This is a genomic window from Streptomyces malaysiense (genome assembly GCF_000980885.2).
Lineage (GTDB): Bacteria > Actinomycetota > Actinomycetes > Streptomycetales > Streptomycetaceae > Streptomyces > Streptomyces malaysiense.
Genome location: NZ_LBDA02000047.1, coordinates 101,166 through 116,774 on the forward strand (window position 1 = coordinate 101,166; position 15,609 = coordinate 116,774).

General features: G+C 73.0%; 15 protein-coding genes. 8 read left to right on the forward strand and 7 right to left on the reverse strand.

Translation table 11 applies throughout. The annotated features are described in order from the left end of the window. Window positions 1-339: 339 nt before the first annotated feature. Complete coding sequence (locus tag VT52_RS19680) at window positions 340-900, reverse strand: hypothetical protein (RefSeq protein ID WP_046426834.1); 561 nt, start codon at window positions 898-900, stop codon at window positions 340-342. 113 nt (window positions 901-1,013) lie between these two features. On the opposite strand from VT52_RS19680, the gene tsaB reads away from it, so the two are divergent. The 4 genes from tsaB to VT52_RS19700 are packed head-to-tail and all read left to right on the forward strand — an operon-like array spanning window position 1,014 to window position 3,496. After that, complete coding sequence (gene tsaB, locus VT52_RS19685) at window positions 1,014-1,670, forward strand: tRNA (adenosine(37)-N6)-threonylcarbamoyltransferase complex dimerization subunit type 1 TsaB (RefSeq protein WP_046426833.1); 657 nt, start codon at window positions 1,014-1,016, stop codon at window positions 1,668-1,670. Window positions 1,671-1,687: 17 nt separating this feature from the next. Continuing rightward, window positions 1,688-2,164: a ribosomal protein S18-alanine N-acetyltransferase gene (rimI, locus tag VT52_RS19690; RefSeq protein WP_046426851.1), complete on the forward strand. Its 477-nt coding sequence runs from the start codon at window positions 1,688-1,690 to the stop codon at window positions 2,162-2,164. Then, complete coding sequence (tsaD, locus tag VT52_RS19695; RefSeq protein ID WP_046426832.1) at window positions 2,157-3,242, forward strand: tRNA (adenosine(37)-N6)-threonylcarbamoyltransferase complex transferase subunit TsaD; 1,086 nt, start codon at window positions 2,157-2,159, stop codon at window positions 3,240-3,242. The genes rimI and tsaD overlap by 8 nt, the downstream gene beginning before the upstream one ends. Next, on the forward strand, window positions 3,239-3,496 hold the full coding sequence (locus tag VT52_RS19700) for a hypothetical protein (protein ID WP_046426831.1): 258 nt from the start codon (window positions 3,239-3,241) through the stop codon (window positions 3,494-3,496). Before tsaD ends, VT52_RS19700 begins: the two co-directional genes overlap by 4 nt. A gap of 178 nt (window positions 3,497-3,674) precedes the next feature. On the opposite strand, the gene VT52_RS19710 is transcribed toward VT52_RS19700, so the two are convergent. The 5 genes from VT52_RS19710 to VT52_RS19730 all read right to left on the reverse strand — a co-directional run bounded on the left by VT52_RS19710 (window position 3,675) and on the right by VT52_RS19730 (window position 10,136). Then, on the reverse strand, window positions 3,675-4,505 hold the full coding sequence (locus tag VT52_RS19710) for a COG4705 family protein (RefSeq protein ID WP_046426829.1): 831 nt from the start codon (window positions 4,503-4,505) through the stop codon (window positions 3,675-3,677). Window positions 4,506-4,638: 133 nt separating this feature from the next. Then, a complete protein-coding gene (locus VT52_RS19715; protein WP_046426828.1) occupies window positions 4,639-6,948 on the reverse strand; it encodes a beta-xylosidase/alpha-l-arabinosidase in 2,310 nt (769 codons plus the stop codon). A 35-nt stretch (window positions 6,949-6,983) separates the two neighbouring features. Continuing rightward, window positions 6,984-7,883 (reverse strand): carbohydrate ABC transporter permease, encoded by a 900-nt coding sequence (locus VT52_RS19720; protein WP_079175132.1) that lies wholly within the window; start codon window positions 7,881-7,883, stop codon window positions 6,984-6,986. A gap of 4 nt (window positions 7,884-7,887) precedes the next feature. Further along, window positions 7,888-8,703, reverse strand: coding sequence for a carbohydrate ABC transporter permease (locus tag VT52_RS19725; protein ID WP_206306563.1), 816 nt, complete (start codon window positions 8,701-8,703; stop codon window positions 7,888-7,890). A gap of 95 nt (window positions 8,704-8,798) precedes the next feature. Beyond that, complete coding sequence (locus VT52_RS19730) at window positions 8,799-10,136, reverse strand: ABC transporter substrate-binding protein (protein WP_046426827.1); 1,338 nt, start codon at window positions 10,134-10,136, stop codon at window positions 8,799-8,801. Between the two features lie 105 nt (window positions 10,137-10,241). Here VT52_RS19730 and VT52_RS19735 point away from each other — a divergent pair, with 105 nt between their 5' ends. Both VT52_RS19735 and VT52_RS19740 read left to right on the forward strand, forming a co-directional pair. Continuing rightward, entirely contained in the window at window positions 10,242-11,279 is a 1,038-nt protein-coding gene (locus tag VT52_RS19735; RefSeq protein WP_046426826.1) for a LacI family DNA-binding transcriptional regulator, read from the forward strand. 114 nt (window positions 11,280-11,393) lie between these two features. Next, window positions 11,394-12,431 (forward strand): LCP family protein, encoded by a 1,038-nt coding sequence (locus VT52_RS19740; RefSeq protein WP_476756025.1) that lies wholly within the window; start codon window positions 11,394-11,396, stop codon window positions 12,429-12,431. An 8-nt stretch (window positions 12,432-12,439) separates the two neighbouring features. On the opposite strand, the gene VT52_RS19745 is transcribed toward VT52_RS19740, so the two are convergent. After that, window positions 12,440-13,675 carry a THUMP-like domain-containing protein gene (locus VT52_RS19745; RefSeq protein WP_046426841.1) on the reverse strand — a complete coding sequence of 412 codons (1,236 nt, stop codon included), beginning with the start codon at window positions 13,673-13,675 and terminating at the stop codon, window positions 12,440-12,442. Window positions 13,676-13,766: 91 nt separating this feature from the next. Here VT52_RS19745 and VT52_RS19750 point away from each other — a divergent pair, with 91 nt between their 5' ends. After that, entirely contained in the window at window positions 13,767-14,705 is a 939-nt protein-coding gene (locus VT52_RS19750; RefSeq protein ID WP_079175134.1) for a polysaccharide deacetylase family protein, read from the forward strand. Window positions 14,706-14,747: 42 nt separating this feature from the next. After that, entirely contained in the window at window positions 14,748-15,401 is a 654-nt protein-coding gene (locus tag VT52_RS19755) for a hypothetical protein (RefSeq protein ID WP_420856291.1), read from the forward strand. Window positions 15,402-15,609 lie beyond the last annotated feature (208 nt).

A 15,609-nucleotide genomic window follows, 5' to 3' on the forward strand; every position in this document is an offset into this window, starting at 1 on the left:
TGTCCGCCCCCCGCCCCCCGAAGGCCCCCGCCCCGGTTCCCATGCGCACCCTCCTGGCCGCCTGCGCCGCCGCGGCGGCGGTCTCCAGCCCGCCGCGTCCCGAGCGGCCCCGGATTCCTCGGCGGACGGACGGCCCGGTACGGGCGGCGTGAGCCCGCGGCGGCCGGGCGGTGCTCCCTCCGCCGGGTGAGGCCGTCCGGCCGGACCCGCGGCGTCGCCCTGCGGGCAAGGGTTCGAAGACCGGCTTCGGCGGAGCGCCGGGGGGTCACCCGTGTCCGGTCGGCCGGGCGGGGCCTGTGAAGCTCCGGCCCCGCCGGCCGTCGTTCCCCGCCGTGCCCCTCAGCGGATCACCATGACCCGCTCGCCGATCGTCGCGAATTCCCACATGGCCTCGCCGTCCGCGCGTGTCTCGCGGATACCGCCCGTCCTGGTGCCCGCGTCGGGTGCCGGGACGGCGTCGGGAGAGACGGGGGCGGAGAAGCCGATGGTGACGCCGTCGACCGTGGTGAAGCGGACCACGTGTTCGACGGGGATGCCGTCCGTGCCGGTGACGGCGTGGGAGCGGGAGGTGACCCAGTACGTGCCGGTGGGCGGGTCCACCGTGCCGGGACGGACGCGGAAGGTGCGCAGCACCCGGTTGCCGGCGCCGACCAGCCAGACGCGGTCGTCGTCCACCGAGTACACCACCCGTTCACCCTTGCCGGAACCGCTCGGCAGGGCGGTCGGGTGACGCCGGTCCCGGGGCGCCTTCGCGGCCCGGCCGCCGGGCGAGCCGTTCGCCGCGGGACGGGCGCCCAGCCCCGCCGGCACCGTCGCGTACGCCTCGTAGGCCAGGAAGCCGACCACGCCGACGGCCGCCGCGGTGAGGCCGGCCACGATTCCCGAGCTGGTCCCTGGCACCTGCGTCCACCTCCGCCGTGCGCGATATGTCGTACTTCGTACAGACCGTAGCAGCCGGTGACGGTCCGCCCCGGGCGGCCGTGCGCGAGGCGCGGGCGCCGTAGGCTGTTCGCGTGCTCTTGCTCGCTCTGGATACCGCAACGCCCGCCGTCACCGTCGCCCTGCACGACGGCACGGACGTCATCGCCTCGTCTAAGCAGGTGGACGCGCGCCGGCACGGGGAACTGCTGCTGCCGGCCGTCGACCGGGTCCTCACCGAGGCCGGCCTCAAGCTGGAGGCGGTCACCGGGATCGTCGCCGGCACCGGACCCGGCCCCTACACCGGGCTGCGCGTCGGCCTGATGACCGCCGACACCTTCGGCCTGGCGCTCGGCGTCCCCGTCCACGGCGTGTGCACCCTGGACGGCCTCGCCTACGCCGCCGACATCGACAAGGGCCCCTTCGTCGTGGCGACCGACGCCCGGCGCAAGGAGGTCTACTGGGCGACGTACGCCGACTCCCGCACCCGGCTGACCGGCCCGGCCGTCGACCGCCCGGCCGACATCGCCGAGCGGGTCGCCGGGCTCCCGGCGGTCGGCGCGGGCGCCCTGCTCTACCCGGACACGTTCCCGGTCGCCCGTGAACCCGAGCACGTGTCCGCCGCCGCGCTGGCCGCGCTCGCCGCCGAGCGGCTGGCCGCCGGGGAGGAACTGCCCCCGCCGAGGCCGCTGTACCTGCGCCGCCCGGACGCCCAGGTCCCCAAGAACTACAAGGTGGTCACCCCGAAGTGACCGTCGAACTGCGCGAGATGCGCTGGTGGGACATCGACCCGGTCCTGGAGCTTGAGCGGGACCTGTTCCCGGAGGACACCTGGTCCCGGGGCATGTTCTGGTCCGAGCTGGCCCACTCCCGGGGCGCCGCCGCCACCCGCCGCTACGTCGTGGCCCAGGACGGCACCGGCCGGGTCGTCGGCTACGCGGGCCTCGCCGCGTCCGGCGACCTCGCCGACATCCAGACCATCGCCGTCTCCCGGGACCTCCAGGGCTCGGGGCTCGGCGGACGGCTGCTGACCGATCTGCTGCGGGCGGCGACCGCGTTCGAGTGCCACGAGGTGATGCTCGAATGCCGGGTGGACAACATTCGCGCGCAGAAGCTGTACGAGCGCTTCGGCTTCGCCCCCATCGGGTTCCGGCGCGGCTACTACCAGCCGGGGAACGTGGATGCCCTGGTGATGCGCCTGACCGACCCTTCCGCATCTGTTCAAGGAACCGAGATCAATGGCTGACGAACCCCTCGTCCTCGGCATCGAGACCTCCTGCGACGAGACCGGCGTCGGCATCGTGCGCGGCACCACCCTGCTGGCCGACGCCGTCGCCTCCAGCGTGGACGAGCACGCCCGCTTCGGCGGCGTCGTCCCCGAGGTGGCCTCCCGGGCCCACCTGGAGGCGATGGTCCCGACCATCGACCGCGCCCTGAAGGACGCCGGGGTCAGCGCCAAGGACCTCGACGGCATCTCGGTGACCGCGGGTCCCGGCCTCGCGGGCGCCCTCCTCGTCGGTGTCTCCGCCGCCAAGGCGTACGCCTACGCCCTCGGCAAGCCCCTCTACGGCGTCAACCACCTCGCCTCGCACATCTGCGTGGACCAGCTGGAGCACGGCCCGCTGCCCGAGCCGACGATGGCGCTGCTGGTCTCCGGCGGCCACTCCTCGCTGCTGCTCTCCTCGGACATCACCTCCGACGTACGGCCGATGGGCGCGACCATCGACGACGCGGCCGGCGAGGCCTTCGACAAGATCGCCCGCGTGCTGAACCTGGGTTTCCCCGGCGGCCCGGTCATCGACCGGTACGCCAGGGAGGGCGACCCGGGCGCGATCAGCTTCCCGCGCGGTCTGACCGGCCCGCGCGACCCGGCGTACGACTTCTCCTTCTCGGGCCTCAAGACCGCCGTGGCCCGCTGGATCGAGGCGAAGCGCGCGGCCGGCGAGGAGGTCCCGGTGCGCGACGTGGCCGCCTCCTTCCAGGAGGCCGTGGTGGACGTGCTCACCCGCAAGGCCGTGCGCGCCTGCAAGGACGAGGGTGTCGACCACCTGATGATCGGCGGCGGTGTGGCGGCCAACTCCCGGCTGCGCGTCCTCGCCCAGGAGCGCTGCGAGGCGGCCGGCATCCGGCTGCGCGTGCCGCGTCCCAAGCTGTGCACGGACAACGGCGCGATGGTGGCCGCCCTCGGCGCCGAGATGGTCGCCCGGGGCCGGGCCGCCTCCGGCTGGGACCTGTCGGCCGACTCCTCCCTGCCGGTCACCGATCCGCACGTGCCGGGCCACGACCATGTGCACGAGGTCAGCAAGGAGAACCTCTACTCATGACGGTCGCGCTGATGTGGGAGGCGCGCGCGGCCGAGGGCCGGGGCGGGGAACTCCTCGCCTGGGCCCGCGAACAGCGGCTCGACCGGGAGCCGTTGCGCCGCGAGACCTTCCGCGCGCCGCGGGACCGGGTCCTGGTCATCACGTGGTGGGCGGAGCCGTACGACGCGGTGGTGCCCGAACTCCCGGAGCCGGAACCCGGGTTGGTCACCAGGGCCGTGCACCGCTGGCGTTTCGAGGCGGTCGCGTCCGAGTAGGGGCGGGCCGAGTCCCGTTCGATCCGGGCGAGTTTGCGGAAGGTACGCCGATCGGTCTATGATCATCACACAGCGAACGGCCGGAAATCCGGTACGAACGCGGTGCGTTGGTGGTCCAAGGAAAGACGTCCCGCTTCCTGCGGGGAGATGCAGGTGCAAGGCCTGCCCGGCGCTCCACTCACACCCCGTCTCCGGTGTCCCGGAGGCGGGGTGTCCGCGTTGCCTGCTGGTACGCCATCAGCCCGAACAGCACCATGAGCAGCACCGCCGAGGCGCCGGCCGTGCCCAGGTCGAGCCCGCCCTTGGCGACCGGCTTGGTCAGCAGGTCACCGGCCGTGGCGCCCAGCGGGCGGGTCAGTACGAAGGCGATCCAGAACAGCAGCACGTTCGGCACGGCCGGCACCCGCACCAGTGCGACCAGGACCAGGAGAAGAGCGGTCACCAGGGCGGCGCCGCCCAGATAGCCGAGGCCCGAGCTGTCCGAGAGGAAGTCGCCCATCGAGGTGCCGAGCGTGTTGGAGACGAGGATCGCCGTCCAGAACAGCGCCTCGCCCCGGAAGGAGACGATCTCGGTGATCCGGAAGGTCGTTCCGCTGAGCTTCCAGCCGAGGAAGACCAGCAGCAGGAGCGAGACGAGGATCGCGGCGCCCTCCGGATAACCGAGGCCGAGCCCCTGCGGGCCCCAGCCCAGGCTCGTCCGCCCGGCCGGCAGGTACCGCGGATCGGCCTCGCGGTTCATGAAGTCGGACAGGGTGGTGCCGGCCATGGAGGTCGACAGGATCACCGTCCAGTAGCAGAACGGCTGGTAGTGCGCCGAGCGCAGCTGGATCACCAGCGTCACCACGAAGAGCGTGAACAGGGCGACGGTGGTGAGGAAGTAGCCGAGGCCCAGGGTCTGGGAGAACAGGTCGCCCGCGGTCTCGCCCAGGGTCGTCGCAGCGATCTTCATGATCCAGAACGCGAGTGTGACCTCGGGCAGCTTCCTCGTGAGGGACTGCGTCGTCGTCAAAGCGGTGCTCCTGTGGCGGTGCCGGGTGAGCGACGACCGTCCCAGGACTCACCCGGACACCGTCGAAGGCGCGGCGAGCGGGACCCGATCTTTGCCGGGGGTTCGAGCCCCGGCGGGGACCGGGCCCGGCAGGTCAGACCTCCGCCACCTCGCACCGCAGCCGCCGCTCGGTGCCCACCGGACGCGCCGGCCCGGTCAGCCGCAGCCGCGCCCGGTGCCGTACGTCCGCGCTCGACGCGGCCAGGCGCAGCTCCAGTTCGCCGGGCTCCACGATCCGGGTGCCCGTGCGGTCCGGGAAGGAGGAGAGGTCGGTGTGGAAGCGGAAGGTGAGGCGGCGGGACTCGCCGGGGGACAGCTCCACCCGCCGGTAGCCGATCAGACGGACCTCCGGGCGGGTCACCGAGGCCACCGGGTCGTGCAGATACAGCTGGACCACCTCGGCGCCCGCGCGCCCACCCGTGTTGCGGACCGTCACCGAGAGGTCGTACCCGCCGTCCGTCGGGATCTCCGCCGCGGACCCCTCGAAGTCCGCCCAGGCGAAAGTGGTGTACGAACCGCCGTGCCCGAACGGGTACAGCGGGGTGGGGTCCAGGTTGCTGACCTCGCCGGCCAGGCCGAGCGGGGGCTGGAGGTAGGTCCAGGGCTGTCCGCCGGGCCGGCGCGGCACGCTCACCGGGAGCCGCCCGGAGGGGTTCACCCGGCCCGACAGCACCCCGGCGAGCGCCGGACCGCCCTCCTCGCCGGGGAAGAACGCCTGGACGACCGCGGCGAGCCGGCCCCGCCAGCGGCCCAGGGCGTACGGCCGCCCGGTCAGCAGGACGAGCACCACCGGGACGCCGGTCGCGACCAGCGCGTCCAGCAGCGCGGCCTGGGCGCCGGGCAGTCGCAGGTCCTCCGCGTCGCAGCCCTCGCCCGAGGTGCCGCGCCCGAACAGCCCGGCCCGGTCGCCGAGGACCGCCACGCACACGTCGGAACCGGACGTCCGCGCCACCGCCTCGGCGAAGCCCGAGGTGTCCGGGTCCACGACGTCGCAGCCCGCCGCGAACGCGACCTCGGCGCCCGGGAGTTCGGCCCGCAGGGCGTCCAGCACGGTCGGGATGCCGATGCCCGGCGGCACCTCGGGGTGGTGGGTGAGCACATGGGACGGGAAGGAGTAGCAGCCCAGCATCGCCAGCGCGTCCGCCGCGCGGGGCCCGACGACCGCGATCCGCGCGTCCGGGGCCAGTGGCAGCACCCCCTCGGGGTTGTCCAGCAACACCACCGACGCCTCGGCGAGCCGACGGGCCAGCGCTCGGTTGCCGGCCGAGTCCAGGTCGATCTCCGCACCGGTGCTCGGCGTCCAGCCGGGGTCCAGCAGGCCCAGCTCGCACTTCTGGCGCAGCACCCGGCGCGCGGCCCGGTCCACCAGTGCCTCGGGGACCCGCCCGTCGCGCACGGCCTCCACCAGCGGCCTGCCGTAGCAGCTCAGCGTGGGCAGCTCGACGTCGATGCCCGCCTCCAGCGCGATGCGCGCGGCCTCGGCGGGGTCCGCGGCCACCCGGTGCAGCGACTGGAGGAAGCCGATGCCGAAGTAGTCGGCGACGACCGTGCCGGTGAACCCCCATTCCTCGCGCAGGAGTCCGGTCAGCAGCCCGGGATCGGCCGAGGCCGGGACGCCGTCCGTCTCGGTGTAGGCCGCCATCACCGAGCGGGCGCCGCCCTCGCGCAGCGCCATCTCGAACGGCGGCAGCGTCACCTCCGCCAGCTCGCGGACGCCCGCCCGCACCGGTGCGAGGTTGCGGGCGCCCGCCGAGGACGCGTATCCGGCGAAGTGCTTGAGCGTGGCGATGATCCCGGCCGACTCCAGGCCCCGCACGTACGCCGTGCCGATGGTGGCGACGAGGTACGGGTCCTCGCCGATGGTCTCCTCCACCCGGCCCCAGCGCAGATCCCGCACCACGTCCAGGACGGGCGCGAGGCCCTGGTGGACGCCGGCCGCGCGCAGATCGCCGCCGATGCGTCCGCCCAGCTCCTCCACGAGCGCGGGGTCGAAGGTCGCGCCCCAGGCCAGTGGCACCGGGTACGCGGTCGCCTGCCACGCGGTGAAGCCCGCCAGGCACTCCTCGTGGGCGACGGCCGGGATGCCGAAGCGGCCGGCCTCGGCGATCCGGCGCTGGGCGCGGGCCAGTGCCCGCGCGCCCAGCGCCGGGTCCACGGGGGCGGTGCCGAAGGAGCGGGTCAACTGGCCGAGGCCGAGGGTGATCAGCTCGTCCCAGTCGTGGTCCGCGGTCATCTCGCGCTGGAGCGGGGCGACCCCGTCGCCGTCCGTGGCCGCGCCCACCCATATGCCGTACAGCTGGGCGGTCTTCTCCTCCAGAGTCATCCGGGCCAGGAGGTCGTCGACGCGGACGGCGGCGGGCAGGGCGGGGTCGCGCCAGGGGGCGGCGCCGGGGGCGGTGCTCATGAAACTCCTGTCGGGAAGGGGGGCGCGGGCGGCGGTCACTTGCCGCCCACACCCATCAGGCCGCCCACCAGGGCGCGACGGGCCACCAGGTACACGGCGAAGATCGGGATGCCGGAGAGGACGACCGAGGCGAGCAGGGCGGGGATGTCCACACCGAACTGGCTCACGTAGTTGAAGAGCCCGAGGGTCAGTACGCGCGGCCCCTCGGACTGGGTGAAGATCAGCGGGAAGAGGAAGCCGTTCCACGCCTGGAGCGCCGAGTAGATCCCGACGGTGCTGATGCCGCCCTTGGACATCGGGATGACCAGCTGGAACAGCATCCGCAGCGGCGAGGCGCCGTCCAGGGCCATCGCCTCGTACACCTCCTCGGAGATGTCCCTGATGCTGCCGGTGAGCACCAGGATGGCCACCGGCATGGCGAACGCGGCCGTCGGCAGGATGATCGCGAGCAGGCTGTCGTAGAGGTTCAGCTTGGCGATCATCAGGTACAGCGGTACGACGACGGCCTGCGCCGGGATGGCGACACCGAGCAGGAACAGCCGGAAGGCCGCCCCGGACCAGAAGCCCCGGGTGCGCACGGCCACGTAGGCGAGCGGCACGCACAGCACCAGCACGATCGCCACGACGGCCACCGCCGCCAGCACGGTGTTCCACAGATAGTGGAAGAACCCGCTGTGCAGCACGGTGCTGTAGTTGGCCAGTGTCGGACGGGCGGGCGGCTTCAGGGCGTTGTTGCCCAGCGCCTCGTCCCGCGGGGTGAGCGAGGCCGTGATCATCGCGTAGACGGGCACGATGACGACGGTCAGCCAGACGATCGAGCCGAGGCCGGCCAGCGGGTCGGGCCGCCGGGTCCAGTGCCGGCGGCGGCGCCCGTCCGGCCGGGCCGCGGGCGCGGCGCCGGTCTTCACGGGGCGGGGCAGCGTCTCGTGCGACACCTCGTCACATTCCTTCCCGGGTACTGCGCATCGTGCCGAAGCCGGACAGCCGCACCAGCAGCAGCGACAGCGCGGTCGCGGCCACCACCAGGAAGGAGGCGATGGCGCTGGCGTAGCCGAAGTCGTAGCTCTTGAAACCGGCCTCGTACATCAGGTACGGCAGGATCGCCGTGTCGGTGCCGGGGCCGCCCTGGGTGAGGATCAGGACGGTCTCGAAGTAGGTGAGCGAGCCGACGACCATCAGCACGCCCGAGGTGGTCGCCGTGTTGCGCAGCTGGGGCAGCGTGATGGAGAGGAACCGGCGGTAGCGGCCCGCGCCGTCGATGGCCGCCGCCTGGTAGAGGACCTCGGGGATCTGCCGGGCCCCGCCCTGGTAGATGAGGGTGTGGAAGGGGATGAACTGCCAGCCGCCGACGAACACGATGGCGAGGAAGGCCCCGTCGGTGGAGCCGAGGGTCTCGCCGTGGATGATCCCGAAGTTGGGGTCGAGCAGGGCGTAGAACAGCAGCGAGATCGCCGTCGAGGACAGCAGGAACGGCACGAAGAAGATCGCCGACAGGATCGCGCGGTTGCGCTGGCGGCCCGCGGCCCACACGCCGAGCAGCACCGAGACCACCGTCTGGAAGGCCCAGTTGACCACCGTGAGCAGCACGGTGACCGTGAGGGACCGGGTGAGCCGGTCGTCGTCGAACAGCTTGCGCCAGTTGGCGAGCCCGGCCGGCCGCGGGTTGCCGAGGCCGTTCCACTCGGTGAAGGACAGGCAGAAGGCCAGCACCATCGGGAGGGCCGCGAAGAACAGGAAGAACAGGACGCCGGGCAGGGCCAGGGCGGCGTGCGGGCGGCCCGCGTTCGCCCCGGTGCCCCGGCGGGGGCGGCCCGTACCGGGGCGCGGTCCGCCCTCGGCCGCGCCGATGCTCACTTCAGCCCCTGGAGGGCCGAGACGAACTGGCTCGGCGTGGACTTGCCGACGAACAGCTTGTTGACCTCGGTGAGCATCGGCGTCGACACGTCCGGGTCGACGGCCTGGTCCCAGCTCAGCGTGAACGCCGGGGCCTGCTGCACCATCTTGTACTGGAACTTGGCGAACTCCGGGTTCGGCGAGGCGTCCAGCAGCTTCTCGGCGTTGGTCGTGGTCGGGATGTCGCCGTTGGCGATCAGCGCCTTGGCGTACGTCTCGGAGGCGCAGTCGCGCAGGAAGGCGAGCGCCGCGTCCTTGTTGGACGTACGGGCGTTGACCGACCAGTAGTTGGTGGGGTTGCCGACGACGTTGCGGATGTCGCCCGCGCCGCCCCCGACGGTCGGGAACGCGGTCCAGCCGAGGCTTTTGCGGGCGAAGTCCGGGAACTTGCCGAGCTGGGTGGAGTACTCCCACGAGCCCATCAGGTGCATCGCGGCCTTGCCCTTGGCGAACACGGCGGGGGCGCCGCCGTTGGTGTAGGCGACCGAGTTGAAGCCCTTGCCGAAGGCGCCGTCGTCGATGAGCTGCCTGACCGTCCGGGCGGCCTCGAGGACGGCCGGGTCGCCCCAGCCGGAGGCGTCGCCGTTCTTGATCCGGTCGAAGACCTGGGGCCCGCCGATGCGGTCGACCAGGTACTCCAGCCACATCAGCTCGGGCCAGATGTCCGCGCCGCCGAGCGCGAACGGGGTGATCCCGGCTTTTCTCAGCTTGGTGTTGATGTCCAGCAACTGGTCCCAGGTGGTGGGCGGCTGGAGCTTCTGCTCGGCGAAGAGGGACTTGTTGTAGAAGAGGATCACGGGCTGCATGCCGCGCATGGGTATGCCGTAGTCGTGCCCGCCGATGCCGCCGGCCGTGATCACCGAGGGCAGGAAGCCGCTCTTGAGGACCGGGTCGGACTTGATGGCGTCGGTGAGGTCCACCAGCTGCCCGGCGTCCCGGTACGCCTTGATCGAGCCGCCGCCCCAGTTGAAGAAGACGTCGGGCGCGTTGGGGGAACCCATCGCGGTGCGCAGCTTCGCCGGGTACTCGGAACCGGGCACCTTCTCCAGCTTGATCCTGCCCTTGGCCTTCTTCGCGGCGGCCGAGGAGTTGAACCGGTCGATGGCCGCGACCTGGATCTTGGCCGCGTCGTCGCCGTACACGAACGCGGTGAGGGTGCCACCGCCACCCGAGCCCCCGGAGGAGCCGCAGGCCGTGAGTCCGGCGGTGCCGGCGGCGACGAGTGTGGTGGCGCCGGCGCCGAGCACCCAGCGCCTGCTGAACGTGCGCCCGCCGTTGGACGTGGTGGACTCCATGACCCTGGCCTCTCGCAATGTTTCGAGTGAGATTCCGAATGTTCCGGGAACGTATGGCGGAACAAGTGCGTCGTCAAGGGGTCGCGCAGGGATTACGATCGCGGCATGAAGCCTGGGAAGTCCGTGGAAACGCAGACCGCGACACTCGCGGAGATCGCCCGCGAGGCCGGGGTGTCCGCTCCGACTGTTTCGAAGGTCCTCAACGGAAGAGCCGATGTCGCGGCCTCGACGCGCACCCGCGTCGAGGAGCTGCTGCGCGCCCACGGCTACCGGCGCAGGCGTGCCGAGGCCTCCCGCTCGCCGCTGATCGACCTGGTCTTCCACGAACTGGAGAGCGCCTGGGCGATGGAGGTCATCCGGGGCGTGGAGAACGTGGCGCAGTCGGCGGGGCTCAGCGTGGTGCTGTCCGAGTCCGCCGGGCGGCTCACCCCCGGCCGCTCCTGGGCCGACCAGGTCGCCGCCCGCCGCCCGCACGGGGTGGTCCTCGTCCTGTCCGAGCTGGACGGCGCCCAGCAGGCGCTGCTGACCAGCAGGTCCATCCCGTTCGTGGTGGTCGACCCGGCCGGCGACCCGGGCCCGGACGTGCCGTCCATCGGCGCCACCAACTGGCAGGGTGGACTCGCGGCCACCCGGCACCTGGTCGAGCTGGGCCACACCCGGATCGGCGCGATCAGCGGCCCGTCCCGGATGATGTGCAGCCGCGCCCGCATCGACGGCTACCGAGCCGCCCTGGAGACGGCCGGGCTGCCCGTCGACCCCTCCCTGATCCTGGCCGGGGACTTCCACCACGACGCCGGCTACCGCCTGGGCATGGAACTGCTGCGCCGCCCGGACCGGCCGACCGCGGTCTTCGCGGGCAACGACCTCCAGGCCGTGGGCCTGTACGAGGCCGCGCGCGAGCTGGGGCTGCGCATCCCGGAGGACGTCAGCGTGGTCGGCTTCGACGACCTGCCGGTGGCCCGCTGGGTGGGCCCGCCGCTGACGACCGTGCGGCAGCCGCTGACCGAGATGGCCGAGGCCGCGGCCCGCCTGGTGCTCGAACTGGGCGGCGCGCACGAGGAACGCGCGGCCACCCGGCTGGAGCTGGCGACCAGCCTCGTGGTGCGCTCCAGCACGGCGGAGGTGCCCGCGGGCACTGTGTGACCGAAACTTTCGAGGGGGTGGCGCCGGACCGCCGGCGATGAGAATTTCGGAAGAAAACCCCTTCGTGCGGCTTCCGCTAACAGTCCCCTAATAATTCGGACTTACGTTCCTGCCGTGACGCGATACGAGGAGCACGGCCGGCGTTCGAGAGTGCTGCGGATCGCCGGGCTCACCCTGGCGGCGGCCCTGGTGACGGGCGCGGCCACGGCCGGCTACGCCTACTGGCATCTCAACCACAACATCAAGGGCGTCGACATCGACACGGCGCTCGGCGACGACCGCCCCGCGCACGCGGTGACCGCGCCCTCCCCGAGCGCCCCGACGGCGGCGGCCGCCCCGCTGCCGGCCGGCTCGCTGAACATCCTGGTACTGGGCTCGGACTCGCGCAGCGGCAAGGCCGACAAGGCGCTGGGCGGCGGAGACAGTTCGGGCGCCCGTTCGGACACCGCGATGGTGGTGCACCTCGACGCGGGCCGCACCCGCGCCACCGTGGTCAGCATCCCGCGCGACACCCTCGTCACCCGCCCCTCCTGCCCGCTGCCGCACGGGGGCTCGACGGCGGTGGCGTACGGCTCCATGTTCAACAGCGCCTTCTCGGTGGGCGGTCCGGTGTGCGCGGTCAAGACGGTCGAGTCGATCACCGGGGTGCGCATGGACCACTTCGTCGAGATCGACTTCTCCGGCTTCGCCAGGCTGGTCGACGCGCTCGGCGGGGTCGACGTCACCACGAGCCAGGACATCGACGACGACAAGAGCCACCTCCACCTGGCGGCCGGAGCCCATCACCTCGGCGGCAAGCAGGCGCTGGCCCTCGCCCGCACCCGGCACGGCATCGGCGACGGCAGCGACCTCGGCCGGATAGGTCTCCAGCAGCTGCTGGTAAAGGCCCTGCTGGAGCGAATATCCGGCACCGACCTGCTCACCGACCCGGCCAGGCTCTACACGGTCGCCGACACGGTGACCAAGAGCCTCACCACCGACACCGGCCTCGACTCCCTGAGCGAGCTGACCGAGCTGGGCGAGAGCCTGAAGGGGCTGAGCGCGGACCACGTGCGGACCGTGATGATGCCGGTCGTCACGGCGCCCTCGGACCCCAACCGGGTGATCGCGAAGGAGCCGGACGCCGGGAATCTGTGGGCGTCCCTGCGCTGACCGTCAGGTCAGGGGCCCTCGGGTGGCCGGGCGGGACCGCCGACCAGCATCGTCGGCGCCCCCGCGACCCGGGTGAGGAACACGGTCGCCGCGTTCGGACCCTGCGGTTTGACCTTGCGCCGCAGCTCCTCCGGCTCGACCGCGGAGCCGCGCTTCTTCACGGTCAGCGTCCCGACCTCGCGCTCGCGCAGCAGGGCCTTCAGCCTCTTCAGGTTGAAGGGGAGCCGGTCGGTGATCTCGTAGGGGGTGGCGTACGGGGTCGGGTGCAGTCCGTCGGCGGTGACGTAGGCGATGGTCGCGTCGATCAGTCCGCCGCCGACCTCCTCGGCCACCTCGGCGACCAGATGCGCGCGGATCACGGCGCCGTCCGGCTCGTACAGGTACCGCCCCACGGGCCGCACCGCGGGATCCGGCAGGCCCCGCCCGAGCAGGGTGCGCGGGCCGGGCAGCAGGGTGGCGCGCACCGCGCCCGGCGCCCCGGTCCCGAACCAGAGCACCGCCTCCTTCACATCGCCGCCGTCCGAGATCCACTCCGCCTCGGCCTCCGGCGGCACCGCCTCGTGCGGGATGCCGGGGGCGATCTTCAGCGCGGCGTGCGGTGCCCGGCGCGCGGCGTCCACGGCCCAGGACAGTGGCGGCGAGTACGCCTCGGGGTCGAAGATCCGCCCGCCCGTCACCCGGCCACCACCCCTCATCGACGCGCTTCGCGCGCCCCTTCCTGATTGCCCGCCCCGCCGCGCGGGATCCACGAACACCGCGTCGTACCCGGCGGTGTCCACCTCCGTGACATCGGCCTCCCGGACCTCCATCAGGCCGGTGAGGCCGAGGGCCTCCGCGTTCGCCCGCGCCACGGCCGCCGTCAGCGGGTCCCGGTCCACGGCGAGCACCCGGATCCCGGCCCGCGCCAGCGCGATGGCGTCCCCGCCGATCCCGCAGCACAGGTCCGCCACCGAGGCCACCCCGAGATCGGTCAGCCGCCGCGCCCGGTACGCCGCCACGCTCGCCCGGGTCGACTGCTCGACCCCGTTCGGCGTGAAAAACATCCGCTCCGCGTCCGCAGCCGCGAACTTGGCCGCCGCGCGCTGCCGCAGCCGGGCCTGGCCGAGCGCGGCCGACACCAGGTCGGCGGGGTGGTCGCGGCGCAGCCGGGTGGCGACGGCGAGTTCATCGGCCGGGGCGGTGCCGCGGACCTCTTCGAGGAGGGCCCGGCCTTCGGGGGTGAGGAGGGGAGCGAGGTCGTTCACCGGGTCATTGTGGGCCAGTCGGTGGATGGTGCGCGTCCGGGCGGCGTTGCCGCCGGGGGAGCGGGGGCGGGGCCTGCGAAGATCCAGCACCATGCGACTAGTAGTACAAAATGACAAAAGTCGGTCACGTCGGCGTGGAGCCGCTCCCGGTCGCCGGAGGCGCGTGACGGCCCTCGGCTGCGGCGCCGCCGTCCTCGCCTCGACCGCCCTGTTCACCGGCTGCTCCGGTTCCGGACCGCACGCCTCCCGCCCGGCGGCCGGTCAGGGCGCGACCGGGCACGCGGCCCCGGACCCCCGCGCCGCCGAACACGCCCGCATGGTCGCCGCCGCGAAACGCTGGGGCCTGGACGAGGTCCCGCTCGCGCCCCCGCCGCCGCCCAAGGTGAAGCCCCACATCACCGCGCGCGCCGGCTTCGAGGTCGACCACCAGGAGGACTGGGGCCTGCCGCCGGTCTTCACCACCGTCCCGACCAGGAACAAGGTCGTCTTCCTCACCATCGACGACGGCTCGGAGAAGGACCCCCGGTTCCTCCAGATGATGCGGGACCTGAAGGTCCCCTACACCGCCTTCCTCAGCAACTACCTGGTCAAGGACGACTACGGCTACTTCCGCAAGGCGCAGTCCTACGGCAACACCCTCAACAACCACACCCTCACCCACCCCTACCTGCCGGGGCTGTCCTACGAGGAGCAGAAGCACGAGATCTGCGGGATGCAGGACATCATGCGGAAGCAGTTCGGCAAGCGCCCGGCCGTCCTGCGCCCGCCCTACGGCAACTACAACCAGGACACCCTGGTCGCCGCCAAGTCCTGCGGCATCAAGTACGCCCCGATCTGGAACGAGGAGGTGTACGTCGACCACTGGGAGTACCGCGAGGACGACCAGCGGCTGCGCCGGGGCGACATCGTCCTCACCCACTTCCGCGGCCGCAGCGACTGGGACGGCACGATGGTCGACGACATGCGCCGCTTCCTGAACAAGGTGACGCGCGAGGGGTACGCGGTGGCGCGGCTGGAGGACTACCTGTGAGTCGGCCGCGGGGGACGCGGTGAGGTGTCCGGCGGGGCGCCGGTGAGGCGGGCGGCCGGCGGGCCGGCGCCGCGGCGGCGCCCGCGGGGCGCGGCCCTGCCGTCCGTCTCCGCCTGGGTCCTCGCCGCGGTCCTGCTCCTCACCGGGTGCGCCCAGCCCGTCGTGCCCATCGAACGCCTCGGCCGGAAGGCGGCGGAGGGGGTGCGGCCGCACGGCCGGCCGCTCGCGGCGCCGCCGTCCGGCCGCGCCCTGCCCCCGGTCGTGGACCACGTCGCCACCCGCGACCGGGTCGTCTTCCTCACCCGGGACGACGCCGACCGCGATCCGCGCCGCACCGCCACGCCGCGCGAACCCCGCCTCCCGGTGCGCCGGTTCACCACCGGGCTCCGGCCCCTGGCGGGAAGGCCGTACGCCACCCAGCGCGCCGCGCTCTGCGCCCGCCGCACCCGTCTCCTGCGCCCGCCCCGGGGCGCGTACGACTCCACGACCCTGCGCGCGGCCGCCGACTGCGGCGTCGCCGCCGTCGTGCTGTGGCGCGCCACCCTGGCACCCGCGGGCCTCACCTACTCCCGGGGCCCGCACCACCTCCGCCGCGGCGACATCGTCCGGCTGGCCCCGGGCGCCCCCGCTGCCCGCCTCCTGGGCGTCCTCCGAGAACGGAACCTGACGGCGGCCCGGCTGGAGGACTACCTGTAGCGCCTGCCTGCGGACGCTCCCGGACCCGCGTTTTCGGCCGACGCGCCGCACCGCATTGGCACTCCGCTTGACCGAGTGCTAATCCCGGTCATAGTCTCGGCTCTGGCACTCCCCACTGGAGAGTGCCAACAACGCGACGGGCAGGTCCGGCACCCGCGACGACGGATCGACCTGGTCGCCACCTCAGACAGTTAACCCCGTGAGATCT